We start from the raw sequence: 17,095 nt of genomic DNA, 5'->3' as shown, positions 1-17,095 counted from the left end.
CTCAATGGAGAGCGAAATGTGTTATGCACGGAAACTCTGTCTTGCGGCCAAGTCCCAAGTCATGGACATGTTCCAGGAAGCCCGGCTTGGCAAGGCCGTCGACCCAAGCACGACGTTGCCGCTGGTCGGAGAAATCGCTGCCTCGGTGCTGCGCCAACCTCATGCCCTCATCAGCGTCGCACGCATCAAAACGCACGACGATTACACCTACCTGCACTCGGTTGCCGTCTGCGCCCTGATGCTATCGCTGGCCCGGCATCTCGATCTAGACGAGGAGCAAACGCGCCTGGCTGGCATCGGCGGACTGATGCACGACCTAGGCAAGGCCGCGATGCCGCTGGAAGTGCTTAACAAACCAGGCAAGCTCACCGATGCCGAGTTCGCCATCATGAAGCGCCACCCTGTGGAGGGCGCAAAGATGCTGCGCGCAGGCGGGGCCGAGCCCGGGGTGGTGGACATTGCCCTGCACCATCACGAGAAGATCGACGGAACCGGCTACCCGGATCGCTTGGCCGGTGACGCCATTTCACTCCTGGCCCGCATGGGCGCAATCTGCGACGTCTATGATGCCGTGACGTCGGAGCGAGCCTACAAAAAGCCGTGGGACCCGTCCGCGGCGATGCGGCAGATGGCCAAGTGGGAGGGCCATTTCGACAAACGCATCTTCCACGCCTTCGTCAAGGCCGTGGGCATCTACCCCGTCGGCTCCTTGGTTCGCCTGTCCTCTCAGCGTCTGGCCGTTGTCGTTGAGCCGGGAATGGAATCACTGCTGACTCCCAAGGTTCGCGTGTTCTTCTCGCTACGCTCGAGAGAGCCGATCCCGATGCAGACCATCGACCTGGCGGCCACGAGTTGCAAGGACAGTATCACTGGCCCCGAAGACCCGACGCTCTGGAACTTCAAGAACCTCGACGACTTGTGGATGGAATAGCCCCCACAAAACGACGGCCCCGTGAGGGAGCCGTTGAACATCGTCGAGCGATGCCCGTCCAGGGAGGGATGGCCGAGCTCGATTCTCCAGAAGGTAGCTGGTGACACGAGTGTTGAGCCCACCCAACTAGGGTGACGGAAATTTCTGGGGTTCCGGCTTACATCCCCGACTACGTGCTGCCGGCGGTGGAGATCATCGACTCGAGATTCTCCGGCTTCAAATTCGACCTCGCCAGCGTGGTTGCCGACAACGCCTCGTCGGCGCGCTTCGTCGGCGGCGGTCGCCCGCGCTACGTCGAGGATCTGGACCTGCGCACCCTTGGCGTGGTGATCGAGATCAACGGCGAGATCGTCGCCACCGGTGCGTCGGCGGCGGTCATGGGGCATCCGGCCGAGGCCATCGCGATGGTCGTCAACATCCTCGCCGAGCTGGGCGAGAGCCTGCGGGCCGGCAGCTTCGTGATGAGCGGCGGAATCACCGAAGCCGTGGCGGTGAAGCCCGGCGACAACGTGGTCGCGCGCTTCCAGGACCTGGGCAGCGTCTCGATGCGCTTCGTCGACTAACCGGAGAACCACTCATGCCAATCATCGAAATGCACATGGTCGAGGGGCGCACCCACGAGCAGAAGAGTCGCGTCGCCGCCGCCGTCACCGCGGCGGTTGCCGAGAGTCTCGACTGCGCGCCGGAAACGGTACGGATCCTCATCACCGAACACGGCAGCGGCGAGTTCTATGTCGGCGGCATGACGCTGGCCCAACGCGCCGCGAAACGGGAGCAGGCACAATGAAAAAGATCAAATGCGCACTCATCGGCTCGGGCAACATCGGCACCGACCTGATCTACAAGATCATGCGCAGCCCGGTGCTCGAGCCGATGTGGATGGTAGGGATCGACGCCGAGTCCGAAGGCCTCAAGCGCGCCCGTGAAATGGGCCTGAAAACCACTCATGAGGGCGTCGACGGCCTGCTGCCGCACGTGCTCGAAGACGGCATCCAGATCGCCTTCGACGCCACCAGCGCTTACGTGCACGCCGAGAACAGCCGCAAGCTCAACGCCCTCGGCGTGCTGATGGTCGATCTCACCCCGGCGGCCATCGGCCCGCTGTGCGTGCCGCCGGTGAACCTCAAGGCGCACGCCGAGAAGCTGGAGATGAACGTCAACATGATCTCCTGCGCCGGTCAGGCGACGATCCCGGTGGTCTATGCGGTGTCACGCATCCAGAGCGTGGACTACGCGGAAATCATCGGCAGCCTGGCATCGAAATCCATCGGTCCGGGCACCCGCGCCAACCTCGACGAATTCACCACCACCACCTCAGGTGCGATCTGCAAGGTCGGCGGTTCGCGGCGCGGCAAGGCGCTGTGCATCATCAATCCGGCCGAGCCGCCGATGATGATGCGCAACACCGTCTACTGCCTGACCGACGAGGAGCCGGACCGCGACCGCATCACCGCCTCGATCCTCGAGATGATCGGCGAGGTGCAGAAGTACGTGCCGGGTTACCGCCTAGTCAACGGGCCGATCTTCGACGGCAACAAGGTTTCGGTATTCCTCGAAGTGGCCGGTTTGGGCGACTACCTGCCGACGTACGCCGGCAACCTCGACATCATGACCGCCGCCGCCACCCGTACTGCCGAGATGTTCGCCGAGGAAATCCTTGCCGGAAAAATCCAGCTGCCTGCCGTGGAGGTTGCGTGATGAGTCAGTCCAACAGTTTGAAAGGCCGCAAGGTCATCCTGCATGACATGTGCCTGCGCGACGGCATGCACGCCAAGCGTGAGCAGATCAGCGTCGCGCAGATGGTCAAGGTCGCCACCGCGCTGGACGATGCCGGCGTGCCCTATATCCAGGTCACCCACGGCGCCGGGCTGGGCGGCAACTCGCTGCAGCACGGCTTCGCGCCGCACAGCAACGAGGAATACATCAGCGCCGTCGCGGCACAGATGAAGCAGGCCAAGGTTTCGGTGCTGCTGATTCCCGGCCTCGGCACCATGAAGGAATTGCAATCGGCCTACGACTGCGGCGCGCGCAGCGTGCACGTGGCCACCCATTGCACCGAGGCCGACACCTCGCCGCAACACATCGCCTATGCGCGCAAGCTGGGCATGGACACCTCGGGCTTTCTGATGATGGCGCACCTCAACGACGCCGAAGGCATCGCCCAGCAGGGCAAGCTGATGGAGTCCTACGGTGCGCAGACCGTCTACGTCACCGATTCGGCCGGCTACATGCTGCCCGAGGACGTCAAGGCGCGGGTCGGGGCGCTGCATGCAGTGCTCAATCCCGAGACCGAGATCGGCTTCCACGGCCACCACAACCTGGGCATGGGCATCGCCAACTCCATCGCCGCCATCGAGGCCGGCGCGACGCGCATCGACGGCTCGGTGGCCGGCCTTGGTGCCGGTGCCGGCAACACGCCGCTGGAAGTCTTCGCTGCCGTGTGCGAGCGCATGGGCATGGAAACCGGTGCCGATCTGTTCAAGCTGATGGACGTCGCCGAAGAGATCATCGTGCCGATGATGGAGCACGTGGTGCGGGTCGACCGCGAGTCGCTGACCCTCGGCTATGCCGGCGTCTACTCGACCTTCCTGCTGCACGCCAAGCGGGCCGCCGAGCGCTTCGGCGTGCCGGCGCGCGACATCCTCGTCGAGCTGGGCCGCAAGAAGATGATCGGCGGCCAGGAAGACATGATCCCGGACACCGCCATGACCATGGCCAAGGAGCGCGGCATCGCCTTCCGGGCCTGATGCCACGCACAGCGCAGGAGGGCGGACAGTGGCCAACGAACTGGCGGTGGTGGTGGGGGCCTCGGGCGACTTCGGGCGGCGGATCGTCGCGCGGCTGATCGACAGCGGCCTCGATGTGCTCGCTGTGGCGCGCAGCGAAGCGCCGCTGCAGGCGTTGCGCACGCAGTATCCGCGGGTGATTCCCTGCGTCGCCGACATCGCTGCCGATGAGTCGGTCACGGCCATCGCTGCGGCACTCGACCGGCCGGTGCGGATGGTGGTGCACGGGCCGGGCGTGGCAGTCGCCGGTGGCATCCTCGATGCGCCCACTGCGGCGCTGGTGGATGCGGTCAACATCAAGGTCGGCGGTCTGCTGCGGCTGGTGCGTGCGGTCGATCCGCATCTGCGCGCCGGCTCGCGGCTGGTCGCCATCGGCGGGCACTACGGCTTCGAACCGACCGTCTACGCCGCCTCGGCCGGCATCGCCAACGCGGCACTGGTCAACGCGGTGCGCCAGCTGAGTCTGGCCTACGGCGCGCGCGGCATCACCGCACACCTGGTCGCCCCGGGCCCGGCCGACACCGAGCGGTTGCACCGGGTCGCCGCCGACCGCGCGCGGCAACGCGGCATCGACAGCGCGGCAGTGCTGGCCGAGATGTGCGCGGAGTCCTCGCTCGGCACCTTCACCACGCCCGAGCAGGTCGCCTGGGCGGTGGCGCTGCTGCTGGCGCCGGAAGCCGACGCGATGACCGGCTCGACGCTGATGCTCGACTCGGGGCGCCGCCGCGGATTGCCCTGAGCCAGGCAGCCAACCGAAACGAAGCGGACGAACAATTACAACGACGCCGTGGAGACAACCCCAATGCCCATCGTGAACTTCCACCTGGCGCAAGGCTGCGCCAGCCCCGAACAGCAGATCGAGCTGCTAGGCGAAGCCTCGCGGCTATATAGCGAGGTACTTGTCGCGCCGATCGACCGGGTCCGGGCGATGATCAGCCTGTACCCGCGCGAGTGTTTTGCCGTGGCCGGCGAAGTTGGCAGGCAGGCGCCGTATTTTGAATTCCGCGTGCTCGACGGCCGCCCGCTCGAGCAGCGACGGCGGCTGATGGCCGGCTTCACCGAACTACTGGTACGCATTCTGGATGTGCAGCCGCAGCTGGTGCGCGGGCTGTGCATTCGCGTCGAACCGGAGGACTGGTCGATCGGCGGCATACCGGCCGACCTGCTGCGCGCGGCCGAAATCGCGGCGCGCGAGCAGGCAGGGGAGGTCGAGCCATGACGCAGGCCGAATTCCTCCAACCCCAGGGGCTGCGTCTGGACTGGCGCGGCGCCGCCGTGGCCGCGCAGGCGGCGCTGGACTGCGCCGAGCGGCTGGGCATCCGTGTGCATGTGGCGCTGGTCGACCGCAGCGGTAATACGCTGGCCTATCTGCGCATGGCCGAGGCCTTCCTGCATTCGGAGAGCATCGCCATCGACAAGGCCTACACGGCCGCCAGCTTCGGCTTTCCAACCGGCCAATGGCTGGAGGTGATCGGCGACAACCCGCGCCTGCACGCCGGGCTGACTACGCGGCCACGGCTGGTGGTGCTCGGCGGCGGCTTGCCGATGGTCGCGGACGGCCGCTGCATCGGTGGCGTCGGCGTTTCCGGCGGCAGCGAGGAGCAGGACGAAGCCTGCGCCCGCGCGGCGCTGGCAGCGCTGGGTCTCAATACGGCAGAGTGAGGGCGCGATGATGAAACACCAGATAACCATCGAAGACACCGCCGAGCACTATCCCTGCGACGAGCACGAGTCGGTCCTGCATGGCATGGCGCGCCTCGGTCGGCGCGGCATACCGCTGGGCTGCCGTGGCGGCGGCTGCGGTGTGTGCAAGGTGCAGATCACCCAGGGCAGCTACGAGGCGAAGGTGATGAGCCAGGCCCACGTCAGCGCCGAGGAACAGGCGCAGGACATAGTGCTAGCCTGCCGGATCATGCCGCACAGCGACATTTGCCTGCAGGTGCTCGGCAAGATGAAGGAGCGCGTATGCGCCCGAGCGGCGCCAATTTCGGAAGCTTAAGGACCGAGGCGGCCGCTGCAAGGCTAATGGACCACACCGTTGTTTCTCGTTTTCTTGCATGGCCATTCGGTCTGGACGAGCTCCCTAGTACCGGGTGCTTACGTTATAGAGGCTGCTATGGGGGTACCGACGAGAACTCGCGCCATCAACTCTTGGATCAATCGAGGAAGGCCCGGCGGGGCTATAGAGATTCACGAGGTAGCTGCTCAGATTGTTGACATTCAGGCACTCCTCGACGCTGCGCGTGAAGTGCTAGGCGGACGTGATTTCGGGATTGAGCGACTAGAACAGGCGTTGCTGTTCTCCCAGCAACTGCCCCTATTTCAACAGGACCAACAGGACCAACAGGACCAACAGGAATCATCGCTGGCGTCTTGGCTGAACACGATGTTGCGCGACGTCCTTGGGGGCGCGCATATCATCGTGGAACGAGGAGTTGCGTTGATTCATCACCTCCAGCCAGCCTTCCAGAGTCGACGGTTAGCCCTTCCTTCTCGCGGCTGTTGAGCCGGGCGCCGCGGAAGGTTGTTGCAATGGCCTGCTGTAGTTGTTCATCAGGACTGGCTTTTCTAGTCGCCCGCACTGGCCACGCGGACCAATGCGGGGAGGTTTGGGGGCGGGCGGCGGTCAGTCGGCTTCGCTGGGGCGCTGGGCGCGCACCCCGGGGGAGGTGAAGCGCAGCAGGTGGGTGCGCTCGATCAGCAGGTACAGCACGGCGCCAGCGGCCAGGCCCCAGCCCGCGCCGTACACCGCCAGCACCACACCCATGGTGCCGGCGATACCGCGTTCGGCGTTGTTGTTGAGCTGCTCGAAGCCGACCATCAGGCAGATGTAGCCGGTGAGGATCAGCGTCAGCGACAGGGCGATCGGCAGCACCGGCTGGAAGAAGCTCACCAGCGGCAGGACGAACAGCGCGAGAAAGCCGGTGATCCAGAAGGTGCCGGCGCCGCTGTAGATCGACTCCATCGCCTTGCTGCCGTACTTGTAGCGCTCGGCCATGGTCGCCGCCACGGCCGTCCACAGCGGGCCGGCCAGGCCCGGGTAGGGCGCGAAGAAGGCATGCAGGGCGTTGCGGATGGCGCACACCAGGTGGATGCGGTCGACGTTGATCTCGATCTTCTCGTCGGTGCGCAGCTCGTCGGCGCGCTGCATCAGCGACTGGCCGACGATGATGTCGCCGAAGGCGATGATGTAGGCGATCACCGCGGTGGGCACCGCCAGCATGAACACCTGGGCGTCGGGGAAGCCGGCGGTGAAGGGCAGGTACTGCCAGAGCTGGTCGAAAGCCGGCACGGTGATGCCGAAGCGCACGTCCGGCATCCTGTACTCGCCCACCGCGATGCCGGCGACGATGGCCACGATCATCCCCGGGACCATGCCGTAGTTGACGATCTTGCGCGCCAGCGGCACCCGCTCGGTAAGCCCGCGGAACGACACCGAGAACATCAGGTACAGGCAGATCAGGCTGCCCAGCACCAACGAGATCGGCGTGTTGGCCAGGCGCCCGCCGGTCTCGATCTCGCCGATCAGCGCGGCGATGCCGGCGCCGATGATGATCCCGCCCTTCATCGAGTTGGGCACGATGCGCACCATCACGCTGCCCAGGCGCGTGACCCCGAGCAGGAAGAAGATGACGCAGACCAGGATCTGCAGCGCGAACAGCGCGCGGATCGCCTCCGGCCCCGGCTCGAAGTTGCCGAGAAACAGCAGCACCACCGGGATGCCGGGGGTGATCCAGCCCGGCACCAGCGGCACGCCGAGCAACGCCGGCAGCATGAAGCCGATGCCGCACACCACCACGTAGGCCAGCGCCACCTCGTAGGGCAGGCCGAGGTATTTCTCCAACAGCGGGATCATGCCCAGGCTGACCACGAACATGATCAGCGCCTGGAGCATCTCCGCGGTTTCCCAGCGGTAGTGCACGAAGGGCAGGCGAAGCTTGAACGGTCCGGCCTTCCAGCAGGGTTGTTCATCGCCGTCGTTACGTTTGTACAGTTGCATGGAGCCTCCGTTGACGCCGTGTGGCGCCTTCTTGTTGTTGTGAACGGATGCCGCCGGCAGCCGCCATCCCTGCAACGGGATGGCAGTACCAGGCAGAAAAAAGAGGGGTCAGGCCAGATTGCGCAGAGGTGCAGGCTGGGGTGGCGACAGGTCGCGTGCCCGTTCGCGCAGGACGTACTTCTGGATCTTGCCGGTCGAGGTCTTGGGCAGCGCCCCGAATATGACGGTGCGTGGCACCTTGAACGAGGCCAGGTGCTCGCGGCAGAAACTGATGATGGCGTCTTCGTCGACGGCCTGGTGATCGGCCTTGAGGTTGATGAAGGCGCAGGGGGTTTCGCCCCATTTCTCATCCGGTCGAGCCACCACGGCAGCTTCCAGCACGGCAGGATGGCGGTACAGCACACCTTCGAGTTCGATGGTGGAAATGTTCTCCCCGCCGGAAATGATGATGTCCTTGAGCCGATCCTTGATCTCCACGTAGCCGTCCGGGTGGCAGACGGCCAGGTCGCCGGTATGGAACCAGCCACCTTCGAACGCTTCGGCCGTTGCACTGGGGTTCTTCAGATAACCCTTCATCACCGTGTTGCCGCGCATGAAGATCTCGCCGATGGTCTGGCCGTCGCGCGGGGTCGGCTCCAGGGTTTTGGGATCGGCCACCATCAGCCCTTCCAGGGTCGGGTAGCGCACGCCCTGGCGTGCCTTGATTTCCGCGCGCTCCTCCAGAGGGCGTTCGTCCCATTCGGCATGCCAGGCGCAGATGGTGACCGGCCCATAGACTTCGGTCAGGCCGTAGACATGCGTCACCTTGATGCCCATTTCCTCGACTGCGCCGATCACCTTGGCCGGCGGCGCGGCGCCGGCGACCATGGCGTGCACGGGGTGGTCGATGGCGGCTTTGGCCGAAGCGGGCATGTTGACCAGCGCATTGAGCACGATCGGCGCGCCACACAGGTGAGTGACCTGATGCTCGCGAATCAGCCCGAGAATCTTCTGCGGGTCGACGCGGCGCAGGAACACATGGACGCCGGCCAGCGCGGTAATCGTCCATGGGTAGCACCAGCCGTTGCAGTGGAACATCGGCAGCGTCCAGAGATACACCGGATGGTTGCCCATCGCCCAGGTCATCTGGTTGCCCAGCGCGTTCAGATAGGCGCCGCGGTGGTGATAGACCACGCCCTTGGGGTTGCCGGTGGTGCCGGAGGTGTAGTTGAGGCTGATCGCCTGCCACTCGTCTTCCGGCCACTGCCAGGCGAACGCCGGGTCGCCTTCGGCGAGCAGCGCTTCGTAGTCGAGGCTGGAAACCGGCTCGCCTTCGCCGTACTCGGGGTCGTCCACATCGATCACGAGCGGCGGGTGATCGAGCATCCCGACGGCCGCGCGCACGACCGAGGCGAACTCGCGGTCGGCGATCAATACCCGGGCCTCGCCATGCTGCAGCATGAAGGCAATGGCTTCGGCATCCAGTCGTACATTGAGCGTATTGAGCACCGCGCCGATCATGGGCACGGCAAAATGGGCCTCGAGCATCGAGGGGATATTGGGCAGCATCACCGCGACGGTATCGCCCTTGCCGATACCACGCCCGGCCAACGCAGAGGCCAGGCGTCGGCAGCGCATGTAGGTTTCGGCCCAGGTGCGACGGATCGAACCGTGGATCACGGCGGGGTAATCCGGATAAACGCTGGCGGTGCGCTCGATGAAGCTGAGCGGACTGAGGGCAACATGGTTGACTGCGGCGGGCGCAAGGCCCTGTTCGTAGATGGTCATGCAAGACACCACTTGGCTGATTATTAGCTCTTGTTCTGCATCGCCTGGGAGCTTCTCCCGGGCGGCTTGCAAATCTTATAGATCAGTCGGAAGGCATATGGAAGTATTGCTGGACGAATATGGTAATACTCCTATATCTATTTCCGTGCGGGCCAGGGGGTTTCTCCCGGCCAACCTTTCAGACGGATTGCTTATGAGCACAACTCCCGTTCGCCTTCACACCTGGCTGCGTCTGCAGCGTGAACAGGTAGCGCTCGACGCGCGCGCCGATGCCCTGTGCCGGGTGCTGCGCGGCTGCGCCGGGGTACGCCAGGCGTACTACATGACCTGGCAGGCCGGTGCCGGCATCTACACCCATGAGGGCAGTGGCGCACAGCTGCCTCCCGGCCTGGGTGATCCGCTGCAGGCCAGTGATCGCCTGCTGCATGAGCGGCTCGGCGGCGAGGGCCTGCTCGACCTCGCCGTTGTCCGTGGGCTGGACTGCTGGCTTGCCGGCCGCCTGCGCCGGGCAGGTATCGTTCAGGGCGCCGTGCTGGCGCTGGATCTGGATGAAGCCGTACCCGGGTTGTTGCTGCTTGCCACCGATGGCGATGTCGGTCCCTGCTCGCTGAGCTGGGTACGCGAGCTGTTGCTCAGCCTGCTCGCATGCGCGAGCGGCCTGGCGCGTCAGTCGCCGTTGCTCGGCCTGGATCCGCAACCGAGCCTGCTGCTGGACGAGCACGCGTATCCCGTCGAGCTGAACGCTGCCCTGCTGGCGCTGCTGGCCGATCGCCCTCTGGATGAGCTGCTGCGCTTTCTGCCCGTCAATCACGCCGCGCTGGTCGGCGCTTGTCTGGCGCAACAACGGGCTATCGAAGGGGTGGAGGCCGAATACGACCAGCGCATCCTGATCTGGACCTTTGTTCCCGACCCCGCGCAGAACCGGGTGCTCGCGCGCTGTCGAGAGGCGACCGCACAGGTCCTGGCCGAGCGGGATGCGGCACGCGCCCGGCGTCTGTATCGGCTGATCACCGAAAACACCACCGACCTGATCTCCCGGCACGCGCCCGATGGACGCTTTCTCGACGCCTCGCCAGCGGCCTGGCGGCTGCTCGGCTATTGGCCGGAGCAGTTGCGTGGCCAGCTCGTGGAAACGCTGTTCCACCCCGAAGACCGGGCCCAGTTGCCGGCGCGCAGCCGCGACGCGCTGGAGGTGGACGGCTATCACACGATGACCTACCGGGTGCGCCATCGGGATGGTCACTACCTGTGGTTCGAGACCGCCAGCCATGCCATCCGCGAGACCTATACCGGCGCGGTGGTCGAGGTGGTCAGCGTGTCGCGCGACATCACCGCGCGGGTGCAGGCCGAAGAGAACCGCCGGCGTCTGGCCGAGGTGGTGGAAGTAAACACTGACCTGGTGTTGTTCATCGATGCCGAGGGGCGGGTGACGTATCTCAATCCGGCGGCAAGGCGAGCGCTGCGTCTGCAGGATGGGCAGATGCCGGCGCTCGATGCGCTGTTCGATACCGAGGTACTGGCGCTGCTGCACGGAACCGGCCGCACGACCGCCGAGCGCGAGGGCGTCTGGAGCTGCGATTCGCGTCTGCTCGCACAGGACGGCGGTGCCTCGGTGCCGATTTCCCTCGTGCTGCTGGCGCATCGGACGACCGGCGGCGAGCGTTATTACTCGCTGGTGGCCCGCGACATGAGCGAGCGTGAGCTGCGCGAGGCGCAGCAGCGGCGCCACCAGGACGAGCTGGCGCATACGGGGCGCCTCATCACCCTCGGCGAGCTGGCATCCGGCATCGCGCATGAGATCAACCAGCCGCTCGCGGCGGTGGTCAACTACGCCAGCGCCAGCCAGCGCTACCTGCAGAGCCTGGGGCAGAATCCGCAAGCAGCCGAGCGCGTGGCCCAGGGCCTGGAGCGGATTACCGAGCACGCCAACCATGCCTCGGAGGTGATCAAGCGCTTGCGGGCGTTCCTGCGCAAGGGGCAGCGGCGCATGCAGCCGCTCGATGTCGCCGAGGTCGCGCGCGACGCGGTGCGCCTCTGCGCGTGGGAGACCGCTGCCGCCCAGGTGACCGTCGAGCAGGTGCTGGCCGCCGACCTGCCACGGGTCTATGCCGACCGCGTGCTGCTCGAGCAGGTCTTGATCAACCTCTTGAGCAATGCGATAGAAGCGAACCGCGAAGCCCACCCGGGGCAGCCGTCGCGTATCGTATTGCGCGCCGAGCGACAGGCCGATGAGGTGGTCCTGGCCGTTGCGGACCAGGGCCGTGGGTTGGATGAGCAGGAACTCGAGCAGGCCTTTACGCCGTTCTTTACCCGCAAGCCGGACGGTCTCGGGCTCGGGTTGCCGATGAGCCGCAGCATCATCGAGGGGTTTGGCGGCGCGTTGCAGGGCCAGCCGGGCGAGAACGGAGGGCTCTGCATGCGCTGTTGCCTGCCGATCAAGACAATAGCAACAGAGGAACGCTGATGAGCGATGCTCACGAGCAGGTGGTGTATATCGTCGACGACGACCAGGGCATGCTCGACTCGACGGTCTGGCTATTGGAGTCGGTGGGGTTGTCTGCCAGGCCGTTCATCGGCGGGCGGGAGTTTCTCGAAGCCTGCAATGGCGCGGATAACGCCTGCGTGCTGTTGGACGTCAGGATGCCGGGTATGGGCGGTCTGCAGGTTCAGGAGGCCATGCGCGCGCGCGGGCTGCAGTTGCCTGTGATCTTCGTCAGCGGCCATGCCGATGTGCCTATCGTGGTTCGCGCATTCAAGGCCGGCGCGGTGGATTTCATCGAGAAGCCCTACAACGAGCAATTACTGCTCGATAGCGTGCAGCAGGCGCTCAGTCGTCAGGAACGTGCCGGCGGCACCGGCGAGCACGTCAGCCTGCAGGCCCGCCTGGACAGCCTGACCCCGCGAGAGCGCGATGTACTGCTGCCGCTGGTGCAGGGCTACACCACCAAGGAAATCGCTCGCCAGCTCGACATCAGCATCAAGACCGTCGACCTCTATCGGTCCCGGGTGATGAAGCGCATGCAGGCCGAGCGCCTGGCCGATCTGGTCGGCATGGCCGTAGCGGCACGCCTGGTGGATCCGCTGCGCTTGCGCGGCTAGGCGTTCAGGCCCGCGCCGCTTCCCGATAGGCGCGTGGGCTGTCGCCGGTCCACTGACGAAAGGCACGGGTGAAAGCCGAAGGTTCGGAGAAACCGAGACGCTGGGCGATTTCACTGATCGGCAGCCCAGCCTGACTGAGGTAGTGGATGGCCAGGTCGCGGCGCAGGCCATCCTTGAGCGCCTGGAAGCGGGCACCTTCGAGGGCAAGACGCCGCCGCAGGGTGCGCTCGGTGATATGCAGCGCCGCTGCCGCGGCTTCGATACCGAGGTCCCTGAACGCGCCATCGTATTGGAACAGGTCACTGACGCTGCGCGTGAAGGCGGCCTGGTAGGACGGGCGCGTGAACCATTCCAGCGGCGCCCGCCGCAGGTGTTCACGCAGCGTGGCGGGCGTCTGGACCACCGGCATGTCCAGGCATTGAGGGTCGAGCACCAGGCGGCAATCGGGCATCGAGAAGCGTGCCGGGCAGGGAAACATCAGCCTGTACTCGGCATGGTTGGCCGGTTGCGGGTAGTCGAAGTGCACCTCCCGCAATCCGATGCGCTGGCCCACCAGCCAGCTGGCGAAACGATGCCAGAGCAGCATGAACACTTCCCGCAAGAGATGCTCCGGGTCATGCTCCGGATCGGCCAGGCGCATCACGAAAGCGGTTTGCCCGCCATCGGCGGCCAGCTCCAGACGCAGCGAATCGTTGACCAGATTGTAAAAGCGCGCCATTCGGTAATAGACCGAGGCCAGGCGACGACAGCCGATGACCTGGCGGGCCATCAGGGCGAACACACCGTGGCGGCTACGGGAGGGCGCAAGGCCCATGAATTCGTCGTCGCCAACGCGCCATAGCGCCAGCATCAGCCGGCTGAACTGCAGTGAGGTCATGCGCATCTGCGCGTTGTCGAGCAGGCGCTGGCCGATGCCGGCTTCCTGCAGCAACGCCTGTTCGTCGAGCCCACTGCGCTGCGCCGCCTTGATGGCGCTGCAGGCGAAGTGGACCGAAATGCTGTAGCCCTCGTAAGACATGTGAGGCTCTCGGATTGTCCGTTTATGTCAAGTATTAGTCAGCTTTGGTTATGGCTGGCGCCTGCGTGAGCGGCGAAGCTAGCGGCGCTTTACGAACGAGCGAGCGGCGACGTGCTCGGCTGGTGCAGTGGCCGGCTCGAGGCCTTCCTGCGCGCTATCCGGCAACTCTACCTGAGCAGGGAGCCTTCCATGCAACTACGAGAGGTGGTGATCACCGGCGCTTTGCGCACGGCGATCGGGGATTTCGGCGGCAGCCTCAAAGACGCCAGGCCGAGTGAGCTGGCAACCCAACTGGTTGCCGAATCGGTCAAGCGCTACGGCGTGGCCCCGGCGAGCGTGGGGCACTGCGTGTTCGGTAACGTACTGCCGACCGAGTCGCGCGATCTGTATCTCTCGCGGGTGGCTGCGCTGGAAGGGGGCCTGACCGAGCGCTGCGTCGCCATGTCGGTGAACCGGCTCTGTGGTAGCGGCCTGCAAGCGGTCATCAGTGCGGCGCAGCAGCTTCAACTCGGCCTTTGCCAAGCGGCGATCGCGGGCGGCGCCGAGTCCATGAGCCGCGCGCCCTACCTGCTGCCCGCGGCCCGCTTTGGCCAGCGGATGGGAGACGGCCAGACACTCGACCTGATGGTTGGCGCGCTGACCTGTCCGATCAACCGTTATCACATGGGAATCACGGCGGAAAACGTCGCCGAGCGCTACGGCATCAGCCGTGCGCAGCAGGACGCTCTCGCCCTGGAAAGCCACCGCCGGGCGGCCCGCGCCATCGCCGAGGGGCGCTTCGCCGGGCAGATCGTCCCCGTGGAGCTGAAAACCCGCAAAGGCACGCGGTCGTTCGACACCGATGAGCACGTGCGCCACGACTGCACGCCGGAAGAGCTGGCGGCTCTGCGCCCGGCGTTCAAGCGCGAGGGCGGCACCGTTACCGCGGGCAACGCGTCTGGCCTGAACGACGCCGCCGCGGCGCTGTTGCTGATGGACCGCGATTACGCCGAGGTCAACGGCCACCAGGTCATGGCGCGGCTGGTGGACTACCAGGTGTCCGGCGTGGCACCCGAGATCATGGGCATCGGCCCGGTGTCGGCGGTGCGCGAGCTGCTGGCGCGCAACGGGCTGGAGATCGGCGATATCGATTTCTTCGAGCTCAACGAGGCGTTCGCGGCACAGGCGCTGGCGGTGGTGCAGCAGCTCGACCTGCCGCTGGAAAAGGTCAACCCCAACGGCAGCGGCATCTCCCTTGGCCACCCCATCGGCGCCACCGGGGCGATCCTGATGGTCAAGGCCGTGCACGAGCTGCACCGCAGCGGCGGCCGCTTCGCCGTGGTCAGCCTGTGCATCGGTGGCGGCCAGGGCATCGCCGCATTGCTGGAGCGCCTCTGATGACTCTTTATCAAGGGCAGGCGCTGCGCCTGGAAATGCTTGGCGACGGCTTCGCCGAGCTGGTGCTGGATCTCGACGGCTCGTCGGTCAACAAACTGGACCGCGCCACCCTGGCGGATCTGCGCGCGGCGCTGGAGGTGCTCGAGCACACCGCGTTGCGCGGGCTGCTGGTGCGTAGCGCCAAGCCGGCGTTCGTGGTCGGTGCGGACGTCAGCGAATTCCCCGCGCTGTTCGAGGCCGGGGAGGGCGCGCTGCACGCCTGGATCGAGCAGGCGCTGGACAGCCTCGGGCGCCTGGAATCGCTGCCCTACCCAAGCGTTGCCGCGATCAACGGGTTCGCCCTTGGTGGCGGCTTGGAGCTGGCGCTGGCCACCGACTACCGGGTGCTGGCCGAGGATGCGCAGGTCGGCCTGCCGGAAGTCACCCTTGGCATTTGCCCCGGCTTCGGCGGCACGGTGCGGCTGTCGCGCCTTGTCGGCGTGGCCGATGCGCTGGACTGGCTGCTCGAGGGCAAGCCGCGGAAGGCCGGGGCGGCGTTGACGGCCGGTGTCGCCGAACGTGTGGTGCCCCCAGAAACCTTGCGCCAAGAGGCGCTGGCGCTGCTCGGTGAGGTTGCCGAGGGCGGCGACTGGCAGGCCTGGCGCGCACGCAAGCGTCAGCCGGTGGCTGTGCCGGACGGCATCGCCGCCCGTGGCGATACGCTCGACCCGCGCTACCCGGCGCCGCAGGCGATTCTCGCCGCGGTGCAGACCCACGCCGGGCTGCAGTTCGCCGAGGCGCTGCGAGTCGAGCGCGAGACCTTCGTGGCCCTGGCGCGTGGGCCCGAGGCGGCCTCGCTGGTCGGGCTGTTCCTCGCCGATCAGGCGGTGCGCAAGCAGGCCCGTCGGCATGCCGAAGGTGCCGCGCCGGTGCGCCGCGCCGCAGTGCTCGGCGCTGGCATCATGGGCGGCGGCATTGCCTACCAGGCGGCGGCCAGCGGCACGCCGATCCTGATGAAGGACATCCGTGCCGAGGCGCTGGAGCTGGGCATGCGCACCGCCACCGCCCAGCTCGACCGGCAGGTCGCCAAGGGCAAGCTGAGCGAGGCACAGAAGGCGGCGATCCTCGAGCGGATCACCCCGACGATGGACTGGCAGGGCTTCGCCGAGGTCGATCTGCTGGTTGAAGCGGTGGTCGAGCGGGCCGACGTCAAGGCCGCGGTGCTCGGCGAAGCCGAGGGGCTGGTGGCCGACGCCGCGGTGCTGGCCTCCAACACCTCGACCATTTCCATCGACCGGCTGGCCGAAGGGCTGCGCCACCCCGAGCGCTTCTGCGGCATGCACTTCTTCAACCCGGTACCGATGATGCCGCTGGTGGAGGTCATCCGCGGTCGCCACACCGACGACGCGACGCTGTCGCGCACCGTGGCCTTCGCCCTGGCGCTGGGCAAGACGCCCATCGTGGTCGGCGACTGCCCGGGCTTTCTGGTCAATCGGGTGCTGTTTCCCTACTTCAACGGCTTCAACCGGCTGCTGCAGGACGGTGTCGATTTCGAGCGTATCGACCGGGTCATGGAAGCCTTCGGCTGGCCCATGGGCCCGGCCTATCTCGCCGACGTGATCGGCCTGGACACCATGGTGCATGCCGACCGGGTGCTGCAGGAGGGCTACCCCGGGCGCATGGGGCATGACGGCGAGCCGGTGATGGAGCAGTTGCTCGCGGCCGGCTGCCTGGGCCAGAAGAACGGCCGCGGTTTCTACCTCTACGGCACCGATGAGCAGGGCCGGCGCCAGCGCGAGCCGTCGGCCGAGGCGCGGGCGCTGCTGGGTACGCCGGGCGCCGAGGTGAGCGACCAGGACATCGTCGACCGGCTGATGATCCCGCTGTGCCTGGAAACCGTGCGCTGCCTCGAAGACGGCATCGTCGCCAGTGCCGCCGAAGCGGATATGGGCCTGGTGCTCGGCCTCGGCTTCCCGCGCTTTCGCGGTGGCGCGCTGCGCTACATCCAGAACCAGGGGCTCGCCGAGTTCGCCGCCCGCGCCAGGCGCCATGCACACCACGGCGGGCTGTACCAACTCACCGACGAGTTCCGCGCGCGGCTGCACAGCGGCCAGCGCTACCACTAACGCACCGAGAGA

The 17,095-nt window shown here is 66.4% G+C and carries 15 protein-coding genes and 1 pseudogene; 13 read left to right on the top strand and 3 right to left on the bottom strand.

Annotation, left to right across the window (positions count from 1 at the left end; genetic code table 11):
• Nucleotides 1–16 precede the first annotated feature (16 nt).
• The 9 genes and pseudogenes from GQA94_RS22390 (at nucleotide 17) to GQA94_RS22350 (ending at nucleotide 5,716) form a co-directional block, all read left to right on the top strand.
• Nucleotides 17–931: an HD-GYP domain-containing protein gene (locus tag GQA94_RS22390; RefSeq protein WP_001736514.1), complete on the top strand. Its 915-nt coding sequence runs from the start codon at nucleotides 17–19 to the stop codon at nucleotides 929–931.
• A 167-nt stretch (nucleotides 932–1,098) separates the two neighbouring features.
• Nucleotides 1,099–1,494, top strand: a pseudogene (locus GQA94_RS22385) (fumarylacetoacetate hydrolase family protein); the annotation flags it as partial.
• Nucleotides 1,495–1,508: 14 nt separating this feature from the next.
• A complete protein-coding gene (locus GQA94_RS22380) occupies nucleotides 1,509–1,718 on the top strand; it encodes a tautomerase family protein (protein ID WP_047883046.1) in 210 nt (69 codons plus the stop codon).
• A complete protein-coding gene (locus GQA94_RS22375) occupies nucleotides 1,715–2,629 on the top strand; it encodes an acetaldehyde dehydrogenase (acetylating) (RefSeq protein ID WP_047883045.1) in 915 nt (304 codons plus the stop codon). Before GQA94_RS22380 ends, GQA94_RS22375 begins: the two co-directional genes overlap by 4 nt.
• Nucleotides 2,626–3,678, top strand: a complete 1,053-nt coding sequence (gene dmpG / locus GQA94_RS22370; RefSeq protein WP_177329715.1) for a 4-hydroxy-2-oxovalerate aldolase — start codon at nucleotides 2,626–2,628, stop codon at nucleotides 3,676–3,678. Before GQA94_RS22375 ends, dmpG begins: the two co-directional genes overlap by 4 nt.
• A 28-nt stretch (nucleotides 3,679–3,706) precedes the next feature.
• Nucleotides 3,707–4,456, top strand: coding sequence for an SDR family NAD(P)-dependent oxidoreductase (locus tag GQA94_RS22365; protein WP_047883043.1), 750 nt, complete (start codon nucleotides 3,707–3,709; stop codon nucleotides 4,454–4,456).
• Between the two features lie 63 nt (nucleotides 4,457–4,519).
• Entirely contained in the window at nucleotides 4,520–4,936 is a 417-nt protein-coding gene (locus GQA94_RS22360; protein WP_047883042.1) for a tautomerase family protein, read from the top strand.
• Nucleotides 4,933–5,379, top strand: coding sequence for a GlcG/HbpS family heme-binding protein (locus GQA94_RS22355; RefSeq protein WP_047883041.1), 447 nt, complete (start codon nucleotides 4,933–4,935; stop codon nucleotides 5,377–5,379). Before GQA94_RS22360 ends, GQA94_RS22355 begins: the two co-directional genes overlap by 4 nt.
• A gap of 10 nt (nucleotides 5,380–5,389) precedes the next feature.
• Nucleotides 5,390–5,716 carry a 2Fe-2S iron-sulfur cluster-binding protein gene (locus GQA94_RS22350; RefSeq protein ID WP_047883048.1) on the top strand — a complete coding sequence of 109 codons (327 nt, stop codon included), beginning with the start codon at nucleotides 5,390–5,392 and terminating at the stop codon, nucleotides 5,714–5,716.
• Nucleotides 5,717–6,343: 627 nt separating this feature from the next.
• Here the strand turns inward: GQA94_RS22350 and GQA94_RS22345 are convergent.
• Entirely contained in the window at nucleotides 6,344–7,717 is a 1,374-nt protein-coding gene (locus GQA94_RS22345; protein WP_047883039.1) for a solute carrier family 23 protein, read from the bottom strand.
• Nucleotides 7,718–7,825: 108 nt separating this feature from the next.
• Nucleotides 7,826–9,484: an acyl-CoA synthetase gene (locus GQA94_RS22340; RefSeq protein ID WP_047883038.1), complete on the bottom strand. Its 1,659-nt coding sequence runs from the start codon at nucleotides 9,482–9,484 to the stop codon at nucleotides 7,826–7,828.
• A gap of 193 nt (nucleotides 9,485–9,677) precedes the next feature.
• Between GQA94_RS22340 and GQA94_RS22335 the strand changes: the two genes are divergently transcribed.
• Both GQA94_RS22335 and GQA94_RS22330 read left to right on the top strand, forming a co-directional pair.
• Entirely contained in the window at nucleotides 9,678–11,948 is a 2,271-nt protein-coding gene (locus GQA94_RS22335; protein ID WP_126588708.1) for a PAS domain-containing sensor histidine kinase, read from the top strand.
• Nucleotides 11,948–12,583 carry a response regulator transcription factor gene (locus GQA94_RS22330; RefSeq protein WP_042909934.1) on the top strand — a complete coding sequence of 212 codons (636 nt, stop codon included), beginning with the start codon at nucleotides 11,948–11,950 and terminating at the stop codon, nucleotides 12,581–12,583. Before GQA94_RS22335 ends, GQA94_RS22330 begins: the two co-directional genes overlap by 1 nt.
• 4 nt (nucleotides 12,584–12,587) lie before the next feature.
• Here the strand turns inward: GQA94_RS22330 and GQA94_RS22325 are convergent, their stop codons facing one another.
• Nucleotides 12,588–13,601, bottom strand: a complete 1,014-nt coding sequence (locus GQA94_RS22325; protein WP_047883037.1) for an AraC family transcriptional regulator — start codon at nucleotides 13,599–13,601, stop codon at nucleotides 12,588–12,590.
• A gap of 189 nt (nucleotides 13,602–13,790) precedes the next feature.
• Here GQA94_RS22325 and bktB point away from each other — a divergent pair, with 189 nt between their 5' ends.
• Nucleotides 13,791–14,978 carry a beta-ketothiolase BktB gene (gene bktB / locus GQA94_RS22320; protein ID WP_047883036.1) on the top strand — a complete coding sequence of 396 codons (1,188 nt, stop codon included), beginning with the start codon at nucleotides 13,791–13,793 and terminating at the stop codon, nucleotides 14,976–14,978.
• On the top strand, nucleotides 14,978–17,083 hold the full coding sequence (gene fadB, locus GQA94_RS22315) for a fatty acid oxidation complex subunit alpha FadB (protein ID WP_047883035.1): 2,106 nt from the start codon (nucleotides 14,978–14,980) through the stop codon (nucleotides 17,081–17,083). Before bktB ends, fadB begins: the two co-directional genes overlap by 1 nt.
• Nucleotides 17,084–17,095 lie beyond the last annotated feature (12 nt).

This window comes from Stutzerimonas stutzeri, from assembly GCF_009789555.1.
Lineage (GTDB): Bacteria > Pseudomonadota > Gammaproteobacteria > Pseudomonadales > Pseudomonadaceae > Stutzerimonas > Stutzerimonas stutzeri_R.
This window is presented reverse-complemented; position numbering and strand designations above follow the sequence as displayed.

Coding starts and splice junctions, on each gene's coding strand:
- GQA94_RS22335 (WP_126588708.1), top strand. CDS start 9,678: ATGAGCACAACTCCCGTTCGCCTTCACACCTGGCTGCGTCTGCAGCGT.
- GQA94_RS22330 (WP_042909934.1), top strand. CDS start 11,948: ATGAGCGATGCTCACGAGCAGGTGGTGTATATCGTCGACGACGACCAG.
- bktB (WP_047883036.1), top strand. CDS start 13,791: ATGCAACTACGAGAGGTGGTGATCACCGGCGCTTTGCGCACGGCGATC.
- GQA94_RS22375 (WP_047883045.1), top strand. CDS start 1,715: ATGAAAAAGATCAAATGCGCACTCATCGGCTCGGGCAACATCGGCACC.
- GQA94_RS22340 (WP_047883038.1), bottom strand. CDS start 9,484: ATGACCATCTACGAACAGGGCCTTGCGCCCGCCGCAGTCAACCATGTT.
- GQA94_RS22380 (WP_047883046.1), top strand. CDS start 1,509: ATGCCAATCATCGAAATGCACATGGTCGAGGGGCGCACCCACGAGCAG.
- GQA94_RS22350 (WP_047883048.1), top strand. CDS start 5,390: ATGAAACACCAGATAACCATCGAAGACACCGCCGAGCACTATCCCTGC.
- GQA94_RS22345 (WP_047883039.1), bottom strand. CDS start 7,717: ATGCAACTGTACAAACGTAACGACGGCGATGAACAACCCTGCTGGAAG.
- GQA94_RS22355 (WP_047883041.1), top strand. CDS start 4,933: ATGACGCAGGCCGAATTCCTCCAACCCCAGGGGCTGCGTCTGGACTGG.
- GQA94_RS22360 (WP_047883042.1), top strand. CDS start 4,520: ATGCCCATCGTGAACTTCCACCTGGCGCAAGGCTGCGCCAGCCCCGAA.
- GQA94_RS22325 (WP_047883037.1), bottom strand. CDS start 13,601: ATGTCTTACGAGGGCTACAGCATTTCGGTCCACTTCGCCTGCAGCGCC.
- GQA94_RS22390 (WP_001736514.1), top strand. CDS start 17: ATGTGTTATGCACGGAAACTCTGTCTTGCGGCCAAGTCCCAAGTCATG.
- fadB (WP_047883035.1), top strand. CDS start 14,978: ATGACTCTTTATCAAGGGCAGGCGCTGCGCCTGGAAATGCTTGGCGAC.